Here is an 18,050-nt window from a genome sequence, read left to right on the forward strand (position 1 = left end):
AATGGAAAAGGAAACTATGATGAGCGACAAAGACCTTTCATGGTTCTTGGGTGTGGAAGATGAAACAGAGAACGAATCTACTTCACAAGAAGCGACTGCGGTTCCTGAAAGAGAAAGACCAACAAACAAGCAGGATACAGAGAATACTACGCACTCTGAGCCTGCACGGAATGCTGAGAACGTAACCATTCAGAAACGCATCAGTGCCAAGATGAGAAAGAAAACACTCGAAGCCTACAAGCAAGCCTATCTTGTGCCGACCAAGTTAAACAACCGTAAGGCGGTCTATCTGAGTAGGGATACACAGGAGCGTGCCGACTTTATTGTGCGTAGATTAGGCGACAGGGGAAGCAACCTTTCAAACTTTGTTGAGAACATCGTTCGTCAGCATCTGGAGGAATATGGTGAAGACATAGAGAAATGGAGAAGATTGTAAGCTGTAAGAAAAGGTAGACGGTTTTCTGGAAAAAGGTCTACCCTTTCTTTAAAATAGGTCTACCTTTTCAGGCAAATAGGTCTACCTTTTTTGCTAAAAGGGTCTACCTTTTCTTCTTCGGTTTAGTTCTCTATGAGAATGCCACGAACACAGTTGGTCATGGAATGCACGGCATTCGTTTTTGGACGGCAAAACGCTTTATGCGTAGACGTTTCGTTAGCTGACATTGCAAGACGTCAGTTTGTACCCACAAACTGCGCTTGCTCCCCTCGTTCGGTTATCGGGGAGATTAGACCGTAATCACTCCGTTCTCATCGGTCAGCGTTCGGAAATTAAGCAAGATTGAAAACAAAGAAAAGAGGACTTTTATATGAACAGATATGATAGCAGAACTGCCAAATGGCAGCAACGAGGTAAAGAAGAAGCGAGGATGAACAAAACGGAGTTCATCAAGGTAAGATGCACCTTAGAGGAAAAGCAGCGCATCAAGTCAAAGGCGGAAAGCACAAGACGGAAGTTCTCAGACTACTGCCGTGAAATACTCCTTAATGGAGAAGTGGTTGCCATTCCTAAGATGACGGACAATGAGAGAGAAGCCATTGCCATTCTCCAGCATACGGGCAGGTTCTATGGGCAGATTTCCAACCTTATTAAAGTCAAGGATGAGAGATGGGTACATATCACACAGAACCTTTCGCTATGTGCCAAAGAAGCATTTAAGCGATTTTACGACCCGCATTTTCGTGTGGACGACGAAATATATAAGGTCTTAAATATGTCGAGAGATGATAGGAAAATGTAAGGCGATAGCGCATGGCAGCACGGCTTTGGATTATATTTTCAGAGAGGGAAAGCTCGGTAATCGGCTTGCCTTCCACAATCTTTGCAGCAGAGAACCGAAAGCAATCTATGAGGAAATGAAAGTGGTCAGCGATTATAACAGTCGTTGCAGAAACAAGTTCCTCCGCATTGAAATCGGTATAGCACCTCAGGATGAGAAGAAACTACCCGTATCTGAACTCATGCGGATAGCCCATCTGTTTGCCAAACAAATGGGACTTAACAACCACCAATGGGTAGCAGTAACGCACAAGGACACCGATAACAGACACATCCATATCATTGTCAACCGCATCAGCCTGTATGGGGAGGTCTATGACACCACTTTTGTAAGCAACAGGGCAGCAAGAGTGGCGGAGGAAATAAGTCGCTCGAAAGGCTTGACCATTGCAAAGGAAGTAAAGGCTGAAAGGATGCATCAGAAAGCAAAATCCAATCCTACGAGAGAGCAAACCAAGAAAGAAGTACAACAAATCTGTTATGCCTTGCTGGATAAACATAAAGGCGGTGGCATATCAGGGCACTCCATGTTTCTCTACGAATTGAACAAGAACAACATTATCATAGAGCGCATGAAGAATAAACAGGGCAAAGTCTATGGTTTGAGGTTTTCCTACTGTGGGCAGACATTCAAAGCTTCCGAAATCGGCAGGGAGTTCGGATACCGCTCCTTGCAAAAGAATTTTGAGACACCTAATAAAACCGAGACGAAACAGGCAATGACAAAAGCTCCCACAATAGAACATGGGCCAGTAAAGAATAAAACTCAACCGGATATAGGCTATCAACTTGTTCCTCCCAGCCGTTCGTACACACCGCCTACAAAAGCAAACGAAACTTCACCTATTGCACAAGCCGTAGGAAATGTAGCAAGCACAGCCTTGAATGCAGCCGAAGAAATGATTTCGGGAGCAGGTGGACTTATCAATCCACAGACACATGGCGATGATTATGCTGAGACGGTATGGCAACGAAAACTCAGAAACCAAGCCAAGAAAAAGAAGAAACGAGGAAGAGGAATATAACCATTCTCCTCATTTTTCAATCTTTCCAAACAACAGATGACGCAAAAGAGTGAAAATCTTATCAAAAACGCTTGTTATTCAAAGCAAATGATTATCTTTGCAAATAGAATAACAAGCGTTCTTTGTTGATGCAGAAACCTGCGGTTAATGGCACTTCGCTCGTTTCCAAATCGTTACCTGTTTAGTTTGCATAGCAAGGTAACTTCTTTATTTTCAATTAGATACATTTTAGAAATTATCTTCAGACGTGTATAATATCGGAACTAAAGTATCTAATGAGTTGGACTAATACTGGACTTCATTATCGAAGTACAATATCAATGCGATTTGAGACGTAGTTCTTTAAGATAAGAGTATGTTGAGAATTTAGGATTAGATAGTGCTAATGAATCATTATACAGCGAGTCGCGCAGCGTAATTACACCTTTCTTACGACTTTGCTGGACGTGTCGGAGGGCTATACTCCCTACTGCCTCCTCCCAGAAATAATCATCTCCACCAACACCAATCATGGTTGTGTCATTGTAAGTCTGCAATAAAACCTGCTCCACATGAGGGCTCTTTCGTCTTATCAAAGCGTCCAATGCGGAGAGACGAACAACGGGCGAATAACGATGATGGGTATAAGTTAGGAGTTGAGAATCGGTGCAAAGGCTGTCTAACAAGTCTTGAACAAGCGGATAAGCAACTGCCTTTCTACGCTTCAAAAAGGCTGTGTCGACCTTAGCCAACAGGCTATCATAATTGTAAGAGCACCTTGCTGTCTCCGTTAGTGTATAGTCATCGAAGTGACCCGACCAATTCAATAGGAATAAAACCTTGCTTAATTGTCCTTGACGACTATCTGCACAGGACAATAGCAAGGTACAGATTACGAAGATAAAGACTATTTTTCTCATTCCTGTTAAGTATTTAAAAGTGAAGAAACTAACGCAGAGCTATACCCGTATAAATGGTTCCGAAACCCTCTTTGAGGACTCGTGCCGAGAAGAAGTCATCGGCATTGTCATAGGTACAAATAGCTGATTGAAGGATGTTCGAGGCGGGAACTCCCATCTCTTCAAGCTGTAGTTGGTTACAAAGTGGGAGGTCTATATGCCACTTCTCGTGCTTCTTTGCAATACGTTCCATAGGGAAGTTCGCAGTGGCGAAAGCGTCATATACCTCCTGCCCTACCTCAAAGTTCTTCTCAGATATGCAGGGTCCGATAACGACTTTAAGCTCTGCTGGCTTCGTATCATATTGCTCCATCATGTGCTTCAAGGTGTGTTGTGCGATACGCTGCACCGTCCCTCTCCACCCTGCATGGGCTGCTCCTATGGCGTGATGAGTGGGATCATAGAAGAGAACAGGGACGCAATCGGCAGTGTGCACACCAATGCAAACATTACAACAATCGGTAATGACGGCATCTTTCCCTTCTTCCTTTTCTGCTTGTTGAGCCTTTGATAATTGGAAGAAATCGCTTGTTACGATCAGACAATGGGTTTCGTGTATCTGATGAAGGCGCACAATTCTATCCGCCTCAACCCCTATCTCGGTTGCTACAGCTTGTAAGTTTGTGGCAACAGCAGTAGGCTCATCCCCACGATGAGGGTTGATGTTCAGCGTAGCAAGCTGTCCCTTGCTGACACCACCATGCCGAGTTGTGCTGAAAGCAACAACCCCTTTGGCAATGTCATAATAGTGTAATACGGGCTTAATCATTGGTATATTCAAAGTCATCAAGGTCTTCCACCTCATCCAATTCATCGATACCAACATCCTCAACATCGTCGATGTCGGCATCTTCAGCAGCCAATTCCGCAGCGAAACGACTCATATCTTTATCGCGATGAACGAGTGTATCCTCTGAAGTTATGTCTTGCAACTTATTGCTTTCAGAGTTTAGTTCTTTCCAAAGAACGTCCTTTAAATCATCAATTCCTTGACCAGTTACAGCCGAAATGAATACTACAGGGAGGTCATCGGGTAATGTTTCTTTGAGCATTTCGATGAGTTCCTCGTCTAGTAAGTCGCACTTCGTAACCGCCAAGACACGATGTTTATCGAGCATCTCAGGGTTGAATTGCCTTAGTTCATTGAGTAGAATTTCGTATTCCTTCTTGATATCATCCGTATCACCAGGCACCATAAAGAGTAAGAGCGAGTTGCGCTCAATATGACGAAGGAAGCGCAAACCGAGTCCCTTTCCTTCGCTAGCTCCCTCGATAATACCCGGTATGTCAGCCATCACGAAACTCTGATTATCACGATAGCTAACAATGCCCAACGATGGTTCCATTGTAGTGAAAGGGTAATTGGCAATCTTTGGTTTCGCACTTGAAAGCGATGATAACAAGGTTGACTTACCGGCATTGGGGAATCCAACAAGTCCCACATCGGCTAAGAGTTTAAGCTCTAGTATGACCGTCATCTCCTGCATTGGCTCACCCGGTTGGGCGTAACGTGGAGCCTGGTTTGTCGATGTTCTGAATTGGAAATTGCCCAATCCTCCTCGTCCACCTTTCAACAACATCACCGTTTGCCCATCGTGCATAACATCGCAGACATACTTTCCCGTCTCGGCATCATATACCACAGTACCACATGGGACATCAATATAAACATCCTTACCATCCGTTCCGTGGCACTTATCACGACCTCCGTTGCCTCCATGTTCAGCGTAGACATGACGCTGATACTTCAAGTGAAGCAATGTCCAATAGTTATGGTTACCACGCAGATAAACGCTTCCGCCTTTACCACCATCACCACCATCAGGGCCGCCATTAGGGTTATACTTCACATGACGAAGGTGCATAGAGCCTCTTCCACCCTTACCTGATCGACAGTAAATCTTTACATAGTCTACGAAGTTACTATCCATTATATATATTTAAAGAGAAGCCTCCCCAAGCCCCTCCAAAGGAGGGGATGTCTGATTACCTCAAGTGGTAACTTAAACATCCCCTCCTTTGGAGGGGCTTGGGGAGGCGTTATTTATTATAGTTGTTCTATAACCTCTGCAATTCTATTGAATATCTCATCAACAGTACCTAAGCCTTCTACATGATGATGAATACCCTCACCCTTATACCAATCAATCAATGGTGAAGTCTGTGTGTGGTAAACATTAAGGCGCTTCTTGATAGTCTCTTCGTTGTCATCAGAACGACCACTTTGCTGTCCACGGAGTACCAAACGCTTCATTAACTCGTCCTCTGGTACGAACAACTCAATCATTGCAGCAACATTATGATCACGCTCTGCTAACATCTTCTTCAGTGCTTCGGCTTGTGGAATTGTACGTGGGAAACCATCAAAGATAACGCCCTTGTGATCCTTTCCAAAACTATCATAGACACTTGCAAGGATATCTACCATCAACTCATCTGGTATAAGCTGACCATTGTCAATGTAGCCTTTTGCAGTCTTTCCTAACTCTGTTCCGTTCTTGATTTCATTACGAAGTACATCCCCAGTAGAGATGTGTTCGAAACCATACTTCTCAATCATCTTGTCGCTCTGAGTACCCTTTCCAGCACCAGGCGCACCAAAAATAACAATATTCTTCATTATCCTTTAATCTTTTACAAGCGTATAAATATCTCTTAAATTACGACCCTCTTGGTCATAATCGAGTCCGTAACCTACGATAAAATCATTTGGTATCTCGAAGGCAGCATACTCTATATTCAATGGAACAGCGAGCTTTCCTGGCTTCAACAACAATGTACAAATATGAAGACCAGCAGGATTACGCGTACCTAAAGTTTCAAGCATACGCTTCATAGTTGCACCTGTATCGACAATATCCTCTACTATGATAACCTCACGACCACTGATATCATTGTTCAGACCAATCACCTCTTTGATTGCTCCAGTAGATGTTGTTCCCTCATAAGAAGCTAACTTCACGAATGATATCTCACATGGAATTGTGATGTTCTTCATTAAGTCCGACGCATACATGAACGAGCCGTTCAACACCGCAAGGAAGAGCGGAGTCTTTCCTTCAAAATCCTTATTAATACGATTAGCTACCTGCTTTACTCTCTCCAGAATCTCTGTTTCGGGAATAGAAGTCTCGAACGTTTTATCCTTAATAGTTACACGACTCATAATCATATAATTCTTTATTTTGCGCAAAATTACGAAAATTATGGCAAACAAACCTATCCGATTAGCATTAATTTCGTAAATTTGCCATCGGTATGAAGATATTTACTAGTGCCCAGATACACGAACTGGACAGATATACAATAGAACATGAACCCATTAGGTCGGTTGACTTAATGGAGCGAGCAGCCAAAACCATCACTCATGCAATCACTGAGGAATGGACCACTCACACGCCAGTTGTAGTCTTTGCTGGTCCTGGCAACAATGGTGGAGACGCTCTTGCTGTGGCAAGATTACTAATAAATGAGGGATATAAAGTTAATACTTACTTATTCAATATCACGAATCATCTCTCTGATGATTGTGTAACGAATCGACAGCGATTACTTGATGGTAAGCACGCAAAAGACTTTATTGAAGTAACTGCCAAGTTTGATCCTCCAGAGCTCACAGCCGACATGCTTGTTGTTGATGGGCTCTTCGGTTCAGGATTAAACAAGCCTTTAGCTGGTGGATTTGCATCTTTGGTGAAGTACATCAATCAAAGTCCTGCAAAGGTTGTTAGTATTGATGTGCCATCTGGGTTGATGTCCGAGGACAATACTTATAACGTACGTGCGAATATCATCCATGCGTATCTTACACTTACACTACACGAAAGGAAGTTGTCTTTCCTATTTGGAGATGCACAGCAGTTTATCGGTAAACTAAAAGTTCTCGATATACGCCTTAGTCCCGAATACATCCAAAAGACAGAAGCTCAATACTACGTTCTCGAAGAGAATGACATTCGTTCTCGCCTCCTTCATCGCGATGACTTCGCCCACAAAGGCAACATGGGTAATGCGCTTATCGTTGCTGGAAGCTATGGAATGGCAGGTGCAGCAGTCCTTGCCACACGTGCTTGCTTGCGTAGTGGAGTCGGTAAAGTAACTGTCCACACACCTAGGAAAAACTATGATATCATGCAGATATCTGTCCCCGAGGCAGTACTTCAGATGGATCATGAAGAGACTGCTTTCACAGAAGCTGTAGACACTGATGGCTTCGACGCGTTAGGTATCGGACCAGGCTTGGGACGCCAGGAAACAACTGCAATTGCGATGATTGCACAGATTCGACGTGCACAGTGTCCTATCGTAGCGGACGCTGACGCTTTGAATATCCTTGCCAGTCATCGTGCATGGATGCAGCAGTTACCAAAGGGAATCATCATGACTCCACATCCAAAAGAGCTTGATCGACTAACGGGATCACCCGCTAATGCCGACTATGAACGTCTACATCGAACATCCGAACTCGCTAAGTCTTTGCAGGCTTATATCATATTAAAAGGTCACAATAGTGCGCTTTGCTTACCCAACGGAAACGTAATCTTCAATCCAACGGGTAACAGCGGAATGGCAACAGCAGGTAGTGGTGATGTGCTCACAGGTATTATTACCGCCCTTCTTGCACGCGGTTATCATCAGCAGAATGCCTGCATCGTTGGTATGTATTTGCATGGTCTTGCTGGCGACCTTGCCATTAAAGAACTTGGCAAAGAGAGCCTTGTTGCAAGTGATATCATCAATTATCTCCCCAAAGCATTCCAACATTTAGACGATTAGAAGTTACTATATAATAAGGTGAAAAGTCATCCCCATTTGGCAAGTCCAAGTGGGGATGGATGTTTTAAAGGACTTTATAATCATCTCAAAGAGAATGAACAAACGTATAAAAGAATAGCGGTAGCGCCCAACAAAGGGAACTACCGCTATCTTTTATGTGATCTCGTAGACCGATAGCTAATGATTAGTCGCAGTTAACGAGCTTGTTGTCAGAACCGAGAACATCTGTGATCTTATGCTTGTAAAGGTCCTCCATGTACTCACGAGCCTTTCCGCAGTACTGACGTGGGTCGAAGTACTCTGGGTGCTCATCGAATGTCTGGCGTACACCTGCAGTAAATGCAAGACGTGAGTCAGAGTCGATGTTGATCTTACAAACAGCACTCTTAGCTGCCTGACGGAGCTGATCTTCAGGAATACCAACAGCGTTTGGCAACTTACCACCATGCTCGTTGATGATGTCAACATACTCCTGTGGAACAGAAGAAGAGCCGTGAAGAACGATTGGGAAGCCTGGGAGCTGCTTCTCGATGGCTGCGAGAACGTCGAAAGCCAATGGAGGAGGAATCAAACGACCAGTCTTCGGGTCACGTGTACACTGCTCTGGAGTGAACTTGTAAGCACCATGAGAAGTACCAATAGAGATAGCCAATGAGTCACAACCAGTGCGAGTAGCGAAGTCAACAACCTCTTCTGGCTTTGTATAGTGAGATACCTCTGAAGCAACCTCATCCTCAACACCAGCGAGAACACCAAGTTCTGCCTCTACAGTTACGTCATACTGATGTGCATACTCTACTACTTTCTTTGTCAAAGCGATATTCTCCTCGTATGGAAGAGCAGAACCATCAATCATTACAGAAGAGAATCCGAAGTCTACACAAGACTTACATGTCTCGAAGCTATCACCATGGTCTAGGTGAAGAACAATCTCTGGATGATGGCAACCCAACTCCTTTGCGTACTGGACAGCACCCTCTGCAAGGTAACGAAGTAAAGTCTGGTTAGCATACTTGCGGGCACCCTTAGATACCTGAAGGATAACTGGTGACTTTAGTTCTGATGATGCCTTGATGATTGCCTGAAGCTGCTCAAGGTTATTGAAGTTGAATGCTGGGATAGCATAACCGCCTTTGATTGCTCTCTTGAACATATCGCGTGTGTTCACGAGACCTAATTTCTTGTAATCTACAACTGCCATAATCTTTATGTTTTAAATAATGAATAAGTCAATACCTATTGTTACTTGCAAATGTACGACATTATTTTCTGATAGCCAAGATATGATAGCTATTAAATGAAGCGCAAGTGTTAAATTGCGTAATCTGTCATTACTTATTAGTCTTGGACAGGCTCAATAACACGCCAAATGCCTGCTGCTATTGCACCACCGATGAATGGACCAACGATAAATATCCATAGATTGCATAACGCAGCGGCTGGTCCTCCTATCAACTGAGCGAAGAGTGCTGGTCCAATTGAGCGTGCTGGATTGACAGATGTACCTGTATAACGGATGCAAGCCAAGTGTACAAGGATGAGTGATAAGCCTATTGCCAAACCTGCGAAGTTGTTGGTTGCACCATTGGTCTTCGATGTTGTACCAAGGACAACAAGCACAAATACACAAGTGAAGATAATCTCTGCAAGTAAACCTGCTGTCACACTGATCCCGTCTTGCAGCCCGTTTGCCCCCAAGCCTGCGCCTGCCATCGCAAAACCTTCGCCAGAACTTGTTACCAAAAGACAAAGAAGTGCAGCGCCAATAAGACCTCCAATTACCTGAAAAATCATGTACATGGCACAATCCTTAGCACTCATTCTGCCACTAAGGAACACACCCAAAGTGATTGCAGGGTTGATGTGGCAGCCCGAAATACCACCAATCGCATACGCCATTGCCACTACAGATAATCCAAATGCCATTGCCGTACCAACGACCGCAGCCTGATTATTAACAGGATCACAGCCTAATGACACTGCTGCACCACAACCCATAAGAACTAAAACCATTGTGCCGACCATCTCGGCTAGATACTTTTTCATAACTTTCTTATTATTTGATTAATACTAATTTATCACTTTCTTTATATCGCCAAAAGCCGTTATCACATAAATAAACGCAATCATCTGCGATTTATTTCACGCCACAATAAACTTAATTCATTTATTGTTTTATATCAAGCAAACAATTATGGATTGCATAAAAAGGCGTACCTTTGTACGCAGAAGAACTAATGATTAAGTGTAAAGGATATATGAAGTATAAGATGATTGTGCTCGATCTCGATGGCACACTGACGAATAATAAGAAGGAGATAACGCCTAAGACGAAGGAAGTTCTTATGCAAGCGCAGGCAAAGGGCGTACATATTGTATTGGCATCGGGGCGTCCCACTTACGGAATCATACCTCTTGCTGAGGAGTTAGAACTAAAGACTCATGGCGGATTCATCCTCGCTTACAATGGAGGAAAGATTATTGACTGCGCGAACAATCGTGTTTTATTTGAACAGAAGTTGGATGAAAAGCTCGTTCCCATGCTCTATGAAGGGGCGAAGAAGGCTGGTCTACAGATTCTAACTTACCAAGGTGAGGGGATTGCAGCCACTCAAAAGGATGATAAATATGTACAGATTGAGGCGCACATCAATAAGATGCCAGTCGTACAATACAATGACTTCCTCCGCCAACTGGTCTATCCTATTAATAAATGTCTGATTGTTGGCGATCCAACTAAGCTCCATCAATTAGAGTTAAGTTTACTTGCTCAACTGAAAGGACAGATGGAGCTTTATCGTTCAGCCGATTACTTCTTAGAGTGTGTGCCCTTAGGTATCGACAAAGCACAGTCGCTCAACCGCTTAATCACTATACTCGGTATCTCCAAAGAGGAGGTTATCGCCTGTGGTAATGGCTATAATGACCTTAGTATGATACGCTTTGCAGGACTCGGGGTAGCCATGGCGAACGCAGCAAAAGACATACAATCAGAAGCCGATTACGTAACATTATCGAACGAAGAAGATGGTGTTGCACATGTCGTTGAGCAATTTATTCTTGCAGAGTAAAGGCCTCACCCCCGCCCCCTCTCCGAATGGAGAGGGGAGTAGATAGTACCCTTCTCCACAGAACAAACAACTCGCTTACTTGTCTACCAATCAACTCATCAACTCGAAGTAATCATAATTTTGAATTATGAACTTTGAATTTTGAATTACACGAGGGCGTTTCTTTGATGCAAGGAAAGCCTCTCTTCGATACGAAGGAACGCCCTTCTCAATTGGAGAAGGGCGTTCCTTTAATCAATGATATTGCCACAAGGTAGGGACAGACGCCCTCGTCTGTCCGCATAGGAAGACGTTTTTCACAAAGATGTAAGGAGGTTAGACTGGACAGACGAGGGCGTCTGTCCCTACTTTGTAATACTATCTTCGTATGCAAATAATGCTATCTACTGAGGGTGTGTCAAAATAGCCACACACTCTTTTTATGCACAAAGCCCCGACTTTCTCAAGCCAGGGCTTTGCTATTTCCTAAAGTTTTTGTACCTTTAGGCATACAAAAAATCTCATTATGACAAAGGTACACTTTCGTTCTTACATACACAAGAAAATGATTCTTTTTCCTCAAAGAATCGATAAGGACATCGCAGAAGATGATCCTGTTCGTCTTTTAGACGCCTTGGTGGATAATCTTATGTTGGATAATGTCTACAAGCTTTATAAGCCCAGTGGTCGCAAGCCTTATCATCCACAAATGATGCTCAAGGTGATTCTTTACGCCTATATGAATAATATCTATTCCTGCCGTCGTATAGAGTCGCTTCTCAAGCGTGACATTCATTTCATCTATCTGGCAGGATATGAGCAGCCTAATTTTATTACCATCAATCGTTTTCGTAATCGTGTGAAAAAGGAAATCAACAATATCTTCACACAAGTGGTATTAGTACTTGCAGCCAAAGGTTTGATAAGTCTTGACGTTGAATATATTGACGGCACAAAAATAGAATCGAAAGCCAACAAGTATACCTTCGTTTGGAAGAGAACCGTGGAAAAGAACCGCGCCAAGTTGCAGGAACAAATACGCACACTCTTGCTCCAGGTTGATGATGTCATAGCGCAGGACAATGCCGCTAAGACAGAAGGTGTCGAGTTTACTGCAGCTCTGCTCGATGAGATATCCGAGGAATTGAACAAGTCTTTGGAATCATCCCCTGAGCCTAAGACAAAAGAAGAGAAGCAGGCTGTTAGAACCAAGAAAAAACAGCTTAAAGAGCTTGAGAAGAAACGTAATAAACTCCAAGAGTATGACCAACACCTTGAGATTATGGGGGAGAGAAACTCCTACAGCAAGACCGACCTTGATGCTACGTTTATGCACATGAAGGAGGATGCTATGCGGAACGGACAGACTAAGCCTGGATATAATCTGCAGATAGCAACTGAGAACCAGTTTATCATCGACTTTGCACTCTATGCTAACCGTACAGATACGCTTACACTTCCTTCTTTCTTGGAGTCCTTCAACTCACGTTACCATCGTTATGCCAAGACAGTCGTAGCCGATTCAGGGTATGGCTCCGAGGAGAACTATCTGTTCATGGACGTACATAATATGGAAGCCTATGTGAAGTATAACTACTTCCATAAAGAGCAGCATCCACGCTATACACCTAACCCATTCTGTCCTGCAAGCCTTTATTATAATAAGGAACAGGATTTCTACGTCTGCCCTATGGGACAGCATATGAAGCGTATAGGCATGAAGCGTTCCCTAACCTCTAATGGATTCGTTACTTACAGTGTACGTTATCAGGCAGAACGCTGTGATGGTTGTCCGTTGAGAGGCTCATGTTTTAAGGCAAGAGGGAACAGAATTATAGAAGTAAACCATCAACTACAGCACTATAAACAAAAGGCACGGGAACTACTGACCTCGGAAGAAGGCATCAAGCATCGAGGACGAAGGTGCATAGAACCTGAAGCTGTTTTTAGACAAACAAAATATAATAAAGTCTACAAGAGATTTAGGCATTTGGGAAAAGACAAGGTCAATATGGACTTTGCCTTCTTTGCTATTGCCTTTAACATAGGAAAAATGTGCAAAAAAAATAATCTCAAGGAGCTAAAAGCTATTATGGAGGTACTTTTAGTCACCTTCAGATGCTCTATAGAAGTTTATATAAGCTATTGGAAGACCAACAAATCATTTTATATGAAATTAGCGGCATAGCTGCAGTAAATAACGAATTATGCGGTAGATGAAGTAAAGAGGAGTAGAAAAGAGGATGTGTCCATTTTGACACACCCTCGCGGGGGTGAGGCTTTAGAAGGGCGGGGAGAGATCTCTTCTATCCTCTTTCTCCAGTATTCCCTTCAATAAAAACGTGGCATTCTGATTGCGCGCCACACCCTTACTTATCTTGTAAGAGTAGGTGATCTGCTCCCCTAACTCAATCTCAAAGCAATAGTTATGGAAGCGTTCTGGCTCCTCATCTTCCATCTTTGACAACTCTAAGTCATGTGTGGCAATTACGCCCGTGACGTTTCGTGAGGCGATGTGTTGTAGGAATAGGCGTGAACCATTTAGCTTATCCAAGGAGTTAGTGCCCTTTAGTATCTCGTCAAGTATGATGAGGTTCGGTGTAGACTCACGTAGAGAGCCTAACAGCTGATCGAGTCGTAAGAGCTCAGCATTGAAGTAGGAAATACCATGAGTGAGGTCATCTGTTGTGCGCATACTCGTGAATAAGTGAAAGACAGAGACCTTTAGTTGCTTGGCAAACACGGGTAATCCGTTCATTGCCAACAGATAATTCACACCCAACGAACGCAGGAACGTACTCTTACCTGCCATGTTCGCACCTGTTACTATATAATATTCACGATCCTGAATGTCGAAGTCGTTTGCCACAGCATGCTCTCCCAAGAAAGGATGATAGAGTGCTTTTGCATTAAAGACAACCTGATTCTCTGCCACAACTTCAGCCTGCACCGCCTTGTTCTCATTGAGTTTGTAATTGCCCATAGATACCAGTGTATCGAAGAGATTCAGTGTTTCTATCCATTCATTTGTACGTTCTTCATACGCTCGTTGCCACTGTTGAAAGAGTCGAACAATGGTTATATCAATCAAAGCAAAGCAATTAAAGATGAATATACCAATCTCATTACTGCGATTATCTATCTTCTGTAAGATGAGTGCTAACCGCTCTAATGACTCTTCCGCACCTGCTAATCGCCCTTTCAATGCCTGCAATTCTGATGCTTGAAAGTCGGTCTGATTGATGAGCCTCAGCACTTGTAAATAGCCGTCAACCGCTGTTTGCACCTTTGCTATCAGTTCGGATATAACACGAATGTGCTTATGCGAACATAAGAAAGCTAACAGGAAGTTGAAGATTCCCCACCATATTGGCAACAAGGAGGGCACGATATCCATGAATGAAAGTACGATACTGGCATAGAAACCCAGCAAGTTTGCAAAACAGAAAAGGCGGAAAAGTGGATGAGAGAAGTATTTGGGTAGCTGCTTTTGATGCACATCTGTCAGTGCCATCAGCACATCCTTTGTTTGAATCTGCCCCTTTACACCAAACGACTTGAACCGAGTTAGAAACGCTTCTGCCTGTCCTAACTCTTGAATGGATGCCATTCTCTGAAGGATTTGCTCAACATGTTCCCTCTGATGCGCACTTCCCCACTCCATTGATAAACACTCTGCCAACTGGTCGCTACCACCTGTTGAGATGGTGCGGTTGATGCGTTGGAACAGAGAACCAGCTCCAAACACGTCTAAATCGTAAGTGTATGGATGTTGCGGATTGACATACTGCGTGCCAGCATTAAGTTTACTGAAGTCGCCATGATGATAGTCTATCTCATTCTCATAGGTCATCACCATTGCTTCTCCCTCCTTTATACGGCGGTCGTTACGCACATCTAACTTGCGAATGTATAGATATAAGAAGAGAGCTAACAGCCCACAAAGTAATGTCCAGGCTGCATTGGCAAGCAAAGTATAGAGTACTACGAAGCCAATCGCAAGTAAGAAAGAGCTTACTTCAGCCAGAATAAAAGCCCGACTACGGTTGCGAAGCCTTGAGAGAAGGCTGTTCTCTTCTTCAACTTTCCGTTGATAACGAGCTGTTAGTTCCTTATTCATGTTAAGAAATATACTATATTGAAAGCATTTATTGCGTTATAACCTCTTTACGAACACGTCCATCGCTATACTTCACAATGTTGATTCCCTTCTGTGGAGCCGTGATTCGCCGACCATCCAATGTATAACGTGCGGTCTCAACAGCGGTTTCCTTTCTATCAGAAACAGATGAGATAGAATTCGGGATAGCATCAGCAATACTGCATTTAGCCGCATTCTCTATTCTACCTGTTTGGGTGTTTATCAGCAAAACACATACCTTCAGCTTTGCTTTATCACGTATGATTGGCTTGCTCGAAACATTCTTGAATACGTAAGAGTGGCTCTGTGTCTGGTCGGCTTTGATAGGAGCTTTGATATACCCCATCAAAGGTTTCCCCACTCCTTCGGCTGCAATAGCAACAAAGTTGTTTACGAGATTACTGACATTAAAAGGTGCTCTTATAAACTCATCAAGCTCCTTTGATATACCAAGCTCATTCGTATCTTGTGAGAAATTATTGCTTTGTACCCACGAAGGATCAGACATTCCGTCTTCTGTCAATACATAAGTAAAGCCGTAAGGAGCCTCTTCCTTATTCACACAGAAGGTCACACTGGGAGTCACGGTGATATTATTCTTCTGTTCATCCCATACCGCGGTGACATCAACATCCATGTCTGCTCCAGCTGATCTTTCGCTTTCGAATTCCTCTCTTGCTATATAATAAGCCAGCTTCCGGTTCCTATTCATCCATAGAGATGGGCGATTTCTATCTTCATAGGCTTTAGCATCATAGTCTTGACAACGTAACGGATCGCTTGAATGAATGACTATTCCTATGAAGTCATCAGCGTAGGTGTTGGCAAGATTCTCTACTAATGCAATGCCACGCGGACAGTATCCACACCACATAGCAGTGTAATCCTCTACCACTACTCGTCGCTTAGGAACCTTATTAACTGTCACTCTTGGCAATGTAGCATAGTTGAAGGTGGCATTGTTCCTATCCCCATTTACCTTTGTAATCGTAAAGATTAAGTTAGTTTCTGATAGCTCGGTGTGGGGTGGAACATCAATTTCTATCGTTGCACCATCATTGTGATTCAAGTCTTCAGGTAAGGTATAATGCTTTGAGTCCAGTATATTCTCATTAAAAGAAAGCGTATAGTCGAAATCGTGAATAGTATTCCTACCATAATTAGAAACCAGCAACTTTGCCTTTACACTCGTTGCTGTGATGGGCACATACACCTTCTGACCAGTAGAAGGGATAAGTGTATTGTCATTGGCTTTGATGTCAGTTGCATAACAACTGACCATAACCAATACAAGAAGTTGTATATAAAACTTATGTAACATACAAGATTTGAATGATTAAAGAATGGTATTTAACGGACAACGAACTTCTTAATTGCCTCCTTTAAGCCCGTCTGCTTCACGATGTAAAGACCCTTAGGAAGATTCGACAAGGATGTAAGCTGCCTATATAATAATGTGCCTTGAGTATTGAAAACATCGTAAGAACCTGCGTAGGATGACGTCACAGAAGCAACACCTGTTGGGTCTGTATCAAACTTAATTGTTAGTGTTGACCCCTGCTTTTCAGCCTCTGCTCCTTCTTCTTTTGTTGTTAGGTGCAAGGTTATCTCACATTTCTCATTTTGCTTAAAATAGTGTTCTACATCAATAACTTCCTTGTCTGTACTACTAAACAACGTCGGGGAACCTACCACGTATGAGCCAGGCTGATCACTAATACTACATTCTTTCAATGCACAAACCTTTACTTCGCCCTCCTCTATCTTCTTAATTGTACAGTGAAGGGTCACTATCAGACTCTTTCCAGACCTATTCTGAACAAACAACTCCCTGCCTATTTTCTTCCATCCAGGATTGAATATGTCATGATCCACATTGTTCAATACAATCGTTGTATTGTTGTTTATCACATTGCCTTGCTCATCTACAAAGGCAACATCATTAGTACTTGTTTGCGCATGGGCACTGGTAAAGAAACAAGCAACTAATCCTACCAGTGCGAGTAAACGTAATTTCATATCGAATCTTTAATATTTATGGTTTTAATTTATAGTCATTTTATGAGAGAGAAACCCTTTGTTGCACTACTTGCAACACACCACTTTCATTATAAAAGAAGCCTATAACCCAAGCTCTATTGGGTTTAATACCCTCTGGAAGCGTATATAAAAACTTCTCTTTCATCGTATTAAAAAGCATTAACTCTGTGCCCCATTCACCATTAATTGCTGCTCGGAACACATGACGATGCACATATTCCTTCTCCAATTTATTATTGGGGAAAAGCTGAGGAGCGACCACGTTATCCTCCACCAACCATAGTTGTAGCTTCCCATTTACATTTCCTTTCAAGCTCTTCAAGTCTGTTTCAATATTCACTTGACGCTTATTAGTATTATACTGACATCTTAGGTCTATGCTAACAGTTGTTGTTTGGGCAAGTTCATCATAAACACGTCCTGCCCAAGCATCCTTAGATAGCACACCTCCATGACGATTGATAAGTGCCTTCGGAACGTTCGGAACAACCCAATGCTTATAATACATATCACCCATATCTGTGCGCAAGCCTACTACACTTGACGTATTCTTTAGGGCGAGAGGACCTGCATGAAAGGCTACAGCAATCAATTTATCTGCTCCGTAAGAGTTCTGTAACTGTACAATCGCAGTAGCAGCTTCAGGACAGAAGATGCAACGTTGACCTGTAAACTCTTCTATCAAGACATTGTGCTGAACTGTTACTGCAGGGATTTCTACCAATCGTTCGTCACGACTGACAGGGTCACAACTAACCAAAAAGATTAATGAACTTAGGAGGAATAGATATATATTCTTCATCT

At 43.0% G+C, this 18,050-nt stretch carries 17 protein-coding genes; 6 read left to right on the plus strand and 11 right to left on the minus strand.

Annotated elements, in window-relative coordinates:
- Position 1 precedes the first annotated feature (1 nt).
- The 3 genes from J5A55_RS06525 (at position 2) to J5A55_RS06535 (ending at position 2,301) form a co-directional block, all read left to right on the plus strand.
- Positions 2 to 436: a DUF3408 domain-containing protein gene (locus tag J5A55_RS06525; protein ID WP_004384746.1), complete on the plus strand. Its 435-nt coding sequence runs from the start codon at positions 2 to 4 to the stop codon at positions 434 to 436.
- 370 nt (positions 437 to 806) lie between these two features.
- Positions 807 to 1,238 carry a plasmid mobilization protein gene (locus tag J5A55_RS06530; protein ID WP_004384745.1) on the plus strand — a complete coding sequence of 144 codons (432 nt, stop codon included), beginning with the start codon at positions 807 to 809 and terminating at the stop codon, positions 1,236 to 1,238.
- Complete coding sequence (locus J5A55_RS06535; RefSeq protein ID WP_004384744.1) at positions 1,222 to 2,301, plus strand: relaxase/mobilization nuclease domain-containing protein; 1,080 nt, start codon at positions 1,222 to 1,224, stop codon at positions 2,299 to 2,301. The genes J5A55_RS06530 and J5A55_RS06535 overlap by 17 nt, the downstream gene beginning before the upstream one ends.
- Before the next feature lie 317 nt (positions 2,302 to 2,618).
- Here J5A55_RS06535 and J5A55_RS06540 read toward each other — a convergent pair whose 3' ends face one another.
- The 5 genes from J5A55_RS06540 to hpt form a co-directional block, all read right to left on the minus strand.
- Positions 2,619 to 3,200: a hypothetical protein gene (locus J5A55_RS06540; protein WP_004384743.1), complete on the minus strand. Its 582-nt coding sequence runs from the start codon at positions 3,198 to 3,200 to the stop codon at positions 2,619 to 2,621.
- A 28-nt stretch (positions 3,201 to 3,228) separates the two neighbouring features.
- Positions 3,229 to 4,008 carry a peptidoglycan editing factor PgeF gene (pgeF, locus tag J5A55_RS06545; protein ID WP_004384742.1) on the minus strand — a complete coding sequence of 260 codons (780 nt, stop codon included), beginning with the start codon at positions 4,006 to 4,008 and terminating at the stop codon, positions 3,229 to 3,231.
- Entirely contained in the window at positions 4,001 to 5,170 is a 1,170-nt protein-coding gene (obgE, locus tag J5A55_RS06550; protein ID WP_004384741.1) for a GTPase ObgE, read from the minus strand. Before obgE ends, pgeF begins: the two co-directional genes overlap by 8 nt.
- A gap of 116 nt (positions 5,171 to 5,286) precedes the next feature.
- A complete protein-coding gene (locus J5A55_RS06555) occupies positions 5,287 to 5,859 on the minus strand; it encodes an adenylate kinase (protein WP_004384740.1) in 573 nt (190 codons plus the stop codon).
- A 6-nt stretch (positions 5,860 to 5,865) separates the two neighbouring features.
- The gene (hpt, locus tag J5A55_RS06560; RefSeq protein WP_018910374.1) at positions 5,866 to 6,405 is read right to left on the minus strand and encodes a hypoxanthine phosphoribosyltransferase; all 540 of its coding nucleotides are present in this window, start codon (positions 6,403 to 6,405) and stop codon (positions 5,866 to 5,868) included.
- 92 nt (positions 6,406 to 6,497) lie between these two features.
- On the opposite strand from hpt, the gene J5A55_RS06565 reads away from it, so the two are divergent.
- Complete coding sequence (locus J5A55_RS06565) at positions 6,498 to 8,015, plus strand: bifunctional ADP-dependent NAD(P)H-hydrate dehydratase/NAD(P)H-hydrate epimerase (protein ID WP_004384738.1); 1,518 nt, start codon at positions 6,498 to 6,500, stop codon at positions 8,013 to 8,015.
- Positions 8,016 to 8,199: 184 nt separating this feature from the next.
- Here J5A55_RS06565 and J5A55_RS06570 read toward each other — a convergent pair whose 3' ends face one another.
- Together J5A55_RS06570 and J5A55_RS06575 are read right to left on the minus strand one after the other, a co-directional pair.
- Positions 8,200 to 9,216: a class II fructose-bisphosphate aldolase gene (locus J5A55_RS06570; protein WP_004384737.1), complete on the minus strand. Its 1,017-nt coding sequence runs from the start codon at positions 9,214 to 9,216 to the stop codon at positions 8,200 to 8,202.
- A 137-nt stretch (positions 9,217 to 9,353) separates the two neighbouring features.
- Positions 9,354 to 10,061: an MIP/aquaporin family protein gene (locus tag J5A55_RS06575; protein WP_004384736.1), complete on the minus strand. Its 708-nt coding sequence runs from the start codon at positions 10,059 to 10,061 to the stop codon at positions 9,354 to 9,356.
- A 212-nt stretch (positions 10,062 to 10,273) separates the two neighbouring features.
- Between J5A55_RS06575 and J5A55_RS06580 the strand changes: the two genes are divergently transcribed.
- Both J5A55_RS06580 and J5A55_RS06585 read left to right on the plus strand, forming a co-directional pair.
- Positions 10,274 to 11,086, plus strand: a complete 813-nt coding sequence (locus tag J5A55_RS06580; RefSeq protein ID WP_155813818.1) for a Cof-type HAD-IIB family hydrolase — start codon at positions 10,274 to 10,276, stop codon at positions 11,084 to 11,086.
- A gap of 505 nt (positions 11,087 to 11,591) precedes the next feature.
- Positions 11,592 to 13,253, plus strand: a complete 1,662-nt coding sequence (locus tag J5A55_RS06585) for an IS1182 family transposase (protein WP_211802925.1) — start codon at positions 11,592 to 11,594, stop codon at positions 13,251 to 13,253.
- Between the two features lie 93 nt (positions 13,254 to 13,346).
- Here J5A55_RS06585 and J5A55_RS06590 read toward each other — a convergent pair whose 3' ends face one another.
- Genes J5A55_RS06590 through J5A55_RS06605 form a run of 4 tightly spaced genes read right to left on the minus strand, consistent with a single transcriptional unit; the run spans position 13,347 to position 18,048 of the window.
- A complete protein-coding gene (locus tag J5A55_RS06590; protein ID WP_004383860.1) occupies positions 13,347 to 15,185 on the minus strand; it encodes a MutS-related protein in 1,839 nt (612 codons plus the stop codon).
- 28 nt (positions 15,186 to 15,213) lie between these two features.
- Positions 15,214 to 16,527 carry a thioredoxin domain-containing protein gene (locus J5A55_RS06595; protein WP_004383861.1) on the minus strand — a complete coding sequence of 438 codons (1,314 nt, stop codon included), beginning with the start codon at positions 16,525 to 16,527 and terminating at the stop codon, positions 15,214 to 15,216.
- Positions 16,528 to 16,556: 29 nt separating this feature from the next.
- On the minus strand, positions 16,557 to 17,225 hold the full coding sequence (locus tag J5A55_RS06600; protein WP_004383862.1) for a T9SS type A sorting domain-containing protein: 669 nt from the start codon (positions 17,223 to 17,225) through the stop codon (positions 16,557 to 16,559).
- A 40-nt stretch (positions 17,226 to 17,265) separates the two neighbouring features.
- Positions 17,266 to 18,048, minus strand: coding sequence for an Omp28 family outer membrane lipoprotein (locus J5A55_RS06605; protein ID WP_004383863.1), 783 nt, complete (start codon positions 18,046 to 18,048; stop codon positions 17,266 to 17,268).
- Positions 18,049 to 18,050: the final 2 nt, after the last annotated feature.

The sequence above is a fragment of the Prevotella veroralis genome (genome assembly GCF_018127765.1).
GTDB classification, from domain to species: Bacteria; Bacteroidota; Bacteroidia; order Bacteroidales; family Bacteroidaceae; genus Prevotella; species Prevotella veroralis.

Excerpts from the sequence above, each read along its gene's own strand:
- J5A55_RS06530 (WP_004384745.1), top strand. The coding sequence starts at position 807 with ATGAACAGATATGATAGCAGAACTGCCAAATGGCAGCAACGAGGTAAA.
- J5A55_RS06525 (WP_004384746.1), top strand. The coding sequence starts at position 2 with ATGGAAAAGGAAACTATGATGAGCGACAAAGACCTTTCATGGTTCTTG.
- J5A55_RS06580 (WP_155813818.1), top strand. The coding sequence starts at position 10,274 with ATGAAGTATAAGATGATTGTGCTCGATCTCGATGGCACACTGACGAAT.
- J5A55_RS06570 (WP_004384737.1), bottom strand. The coding sequence starts at position 9,216 with ATGGCAGTTGTAGATTACAAGAAATTAGGTCTCGTGAACACACGCGAT.
- J5A55_RS06605 (WP_004383863.1), bottom strand. The coding sequence starts at position 18,048 with ATGAAGAATATATATCTATTCCTCCTAAGTTCATTAATCTTTTTGGTT.
- J5A55_RS06595 (WP_004383861.1), bottom strand. The coding sequence starts at position 16,527 with ATGTTACATAAGTTTTATATACAACTTCTTGTATTGGTTATGGTCAGT.
- J5A55_RS06585 (WP_211802925.1), top strand. The coding sequence starts at position 11,592 with ATGACAAAGGTACACTTTCGTTCTTACATACACAAGAAAATGATTCTT.
- J5A55_RS06575 (WP_004384736.1), bottom strand. The coding sequence starts at position 10,061 with ATGAAAAAGTATCTAGCCGAGATGGTCGGCACAATGGTTTTAGTTCTT.
- J5A55_RS06590 (WP_004383860.1), bottom strand. The coding sequence starts at position 15,185 with ATGAATAAGGAACTAACAGCTCGTTATCAACGGAAAGTTGAAGAAGAG.
- pgeF (WP_004384742.1), bottom strand. The coding sequence starts at position 4,008 with ATGATTAAGCCCGTATTACACTATTATGACATTGCCAAAGGGGTTGTT.
- J5A55_RS06565 (WP_004384738.1), top strand. The coding sequence starts at position 6,498 with ATGAAGATATTTACTAGTGCCCAGATACACGAACTGGACAGATATACA.
- obgE (WP_004384741.1), bottom strand. The coding sequence starts at position 5,170 with ATGGATAGTAACTTCGTAGACTATGTAAAGATTTACTGTCGATCAGGT.
- J5A55_RS06600 (WP_004383862.1), bottom strand. The coding sequence starts at position 17,225 with ATGAAATTACGTTTACTCGCACTGGTAGGATTAGTTGCTTGTTTCTTT.
- J5A55_RS06555 (WP_004384740.1), bottom strand. The coding sequence starts at position 5,859 with ATGAAGAATATTGTTATTTTTGGTGCGCCTGGTGCTGGAAAGGGTACT.
- J5A55_RS06535 (WP_004384744.1), top strand. The coding sequence starts at position 1,222 with ATGATAGGAAAATGTAAGGCGATAGCGCATGGCAGCACGGCTTTGGAT.
- hpt (WP_018910374.1), bottom strand. The coding sequence starts at position 6,405 with ATGAGTCGTGTAACTATTAAGGATAAAACGTTCGAGACTTCTATTCCC.
- J5A55_RS06540 (WP_004384743.1), bottom strand. The coding sequence starts at position 3,200 with ATGAGAAAAATAGTCTTTATCTTCGTAATCTGTACCTTGCTATTGTCC.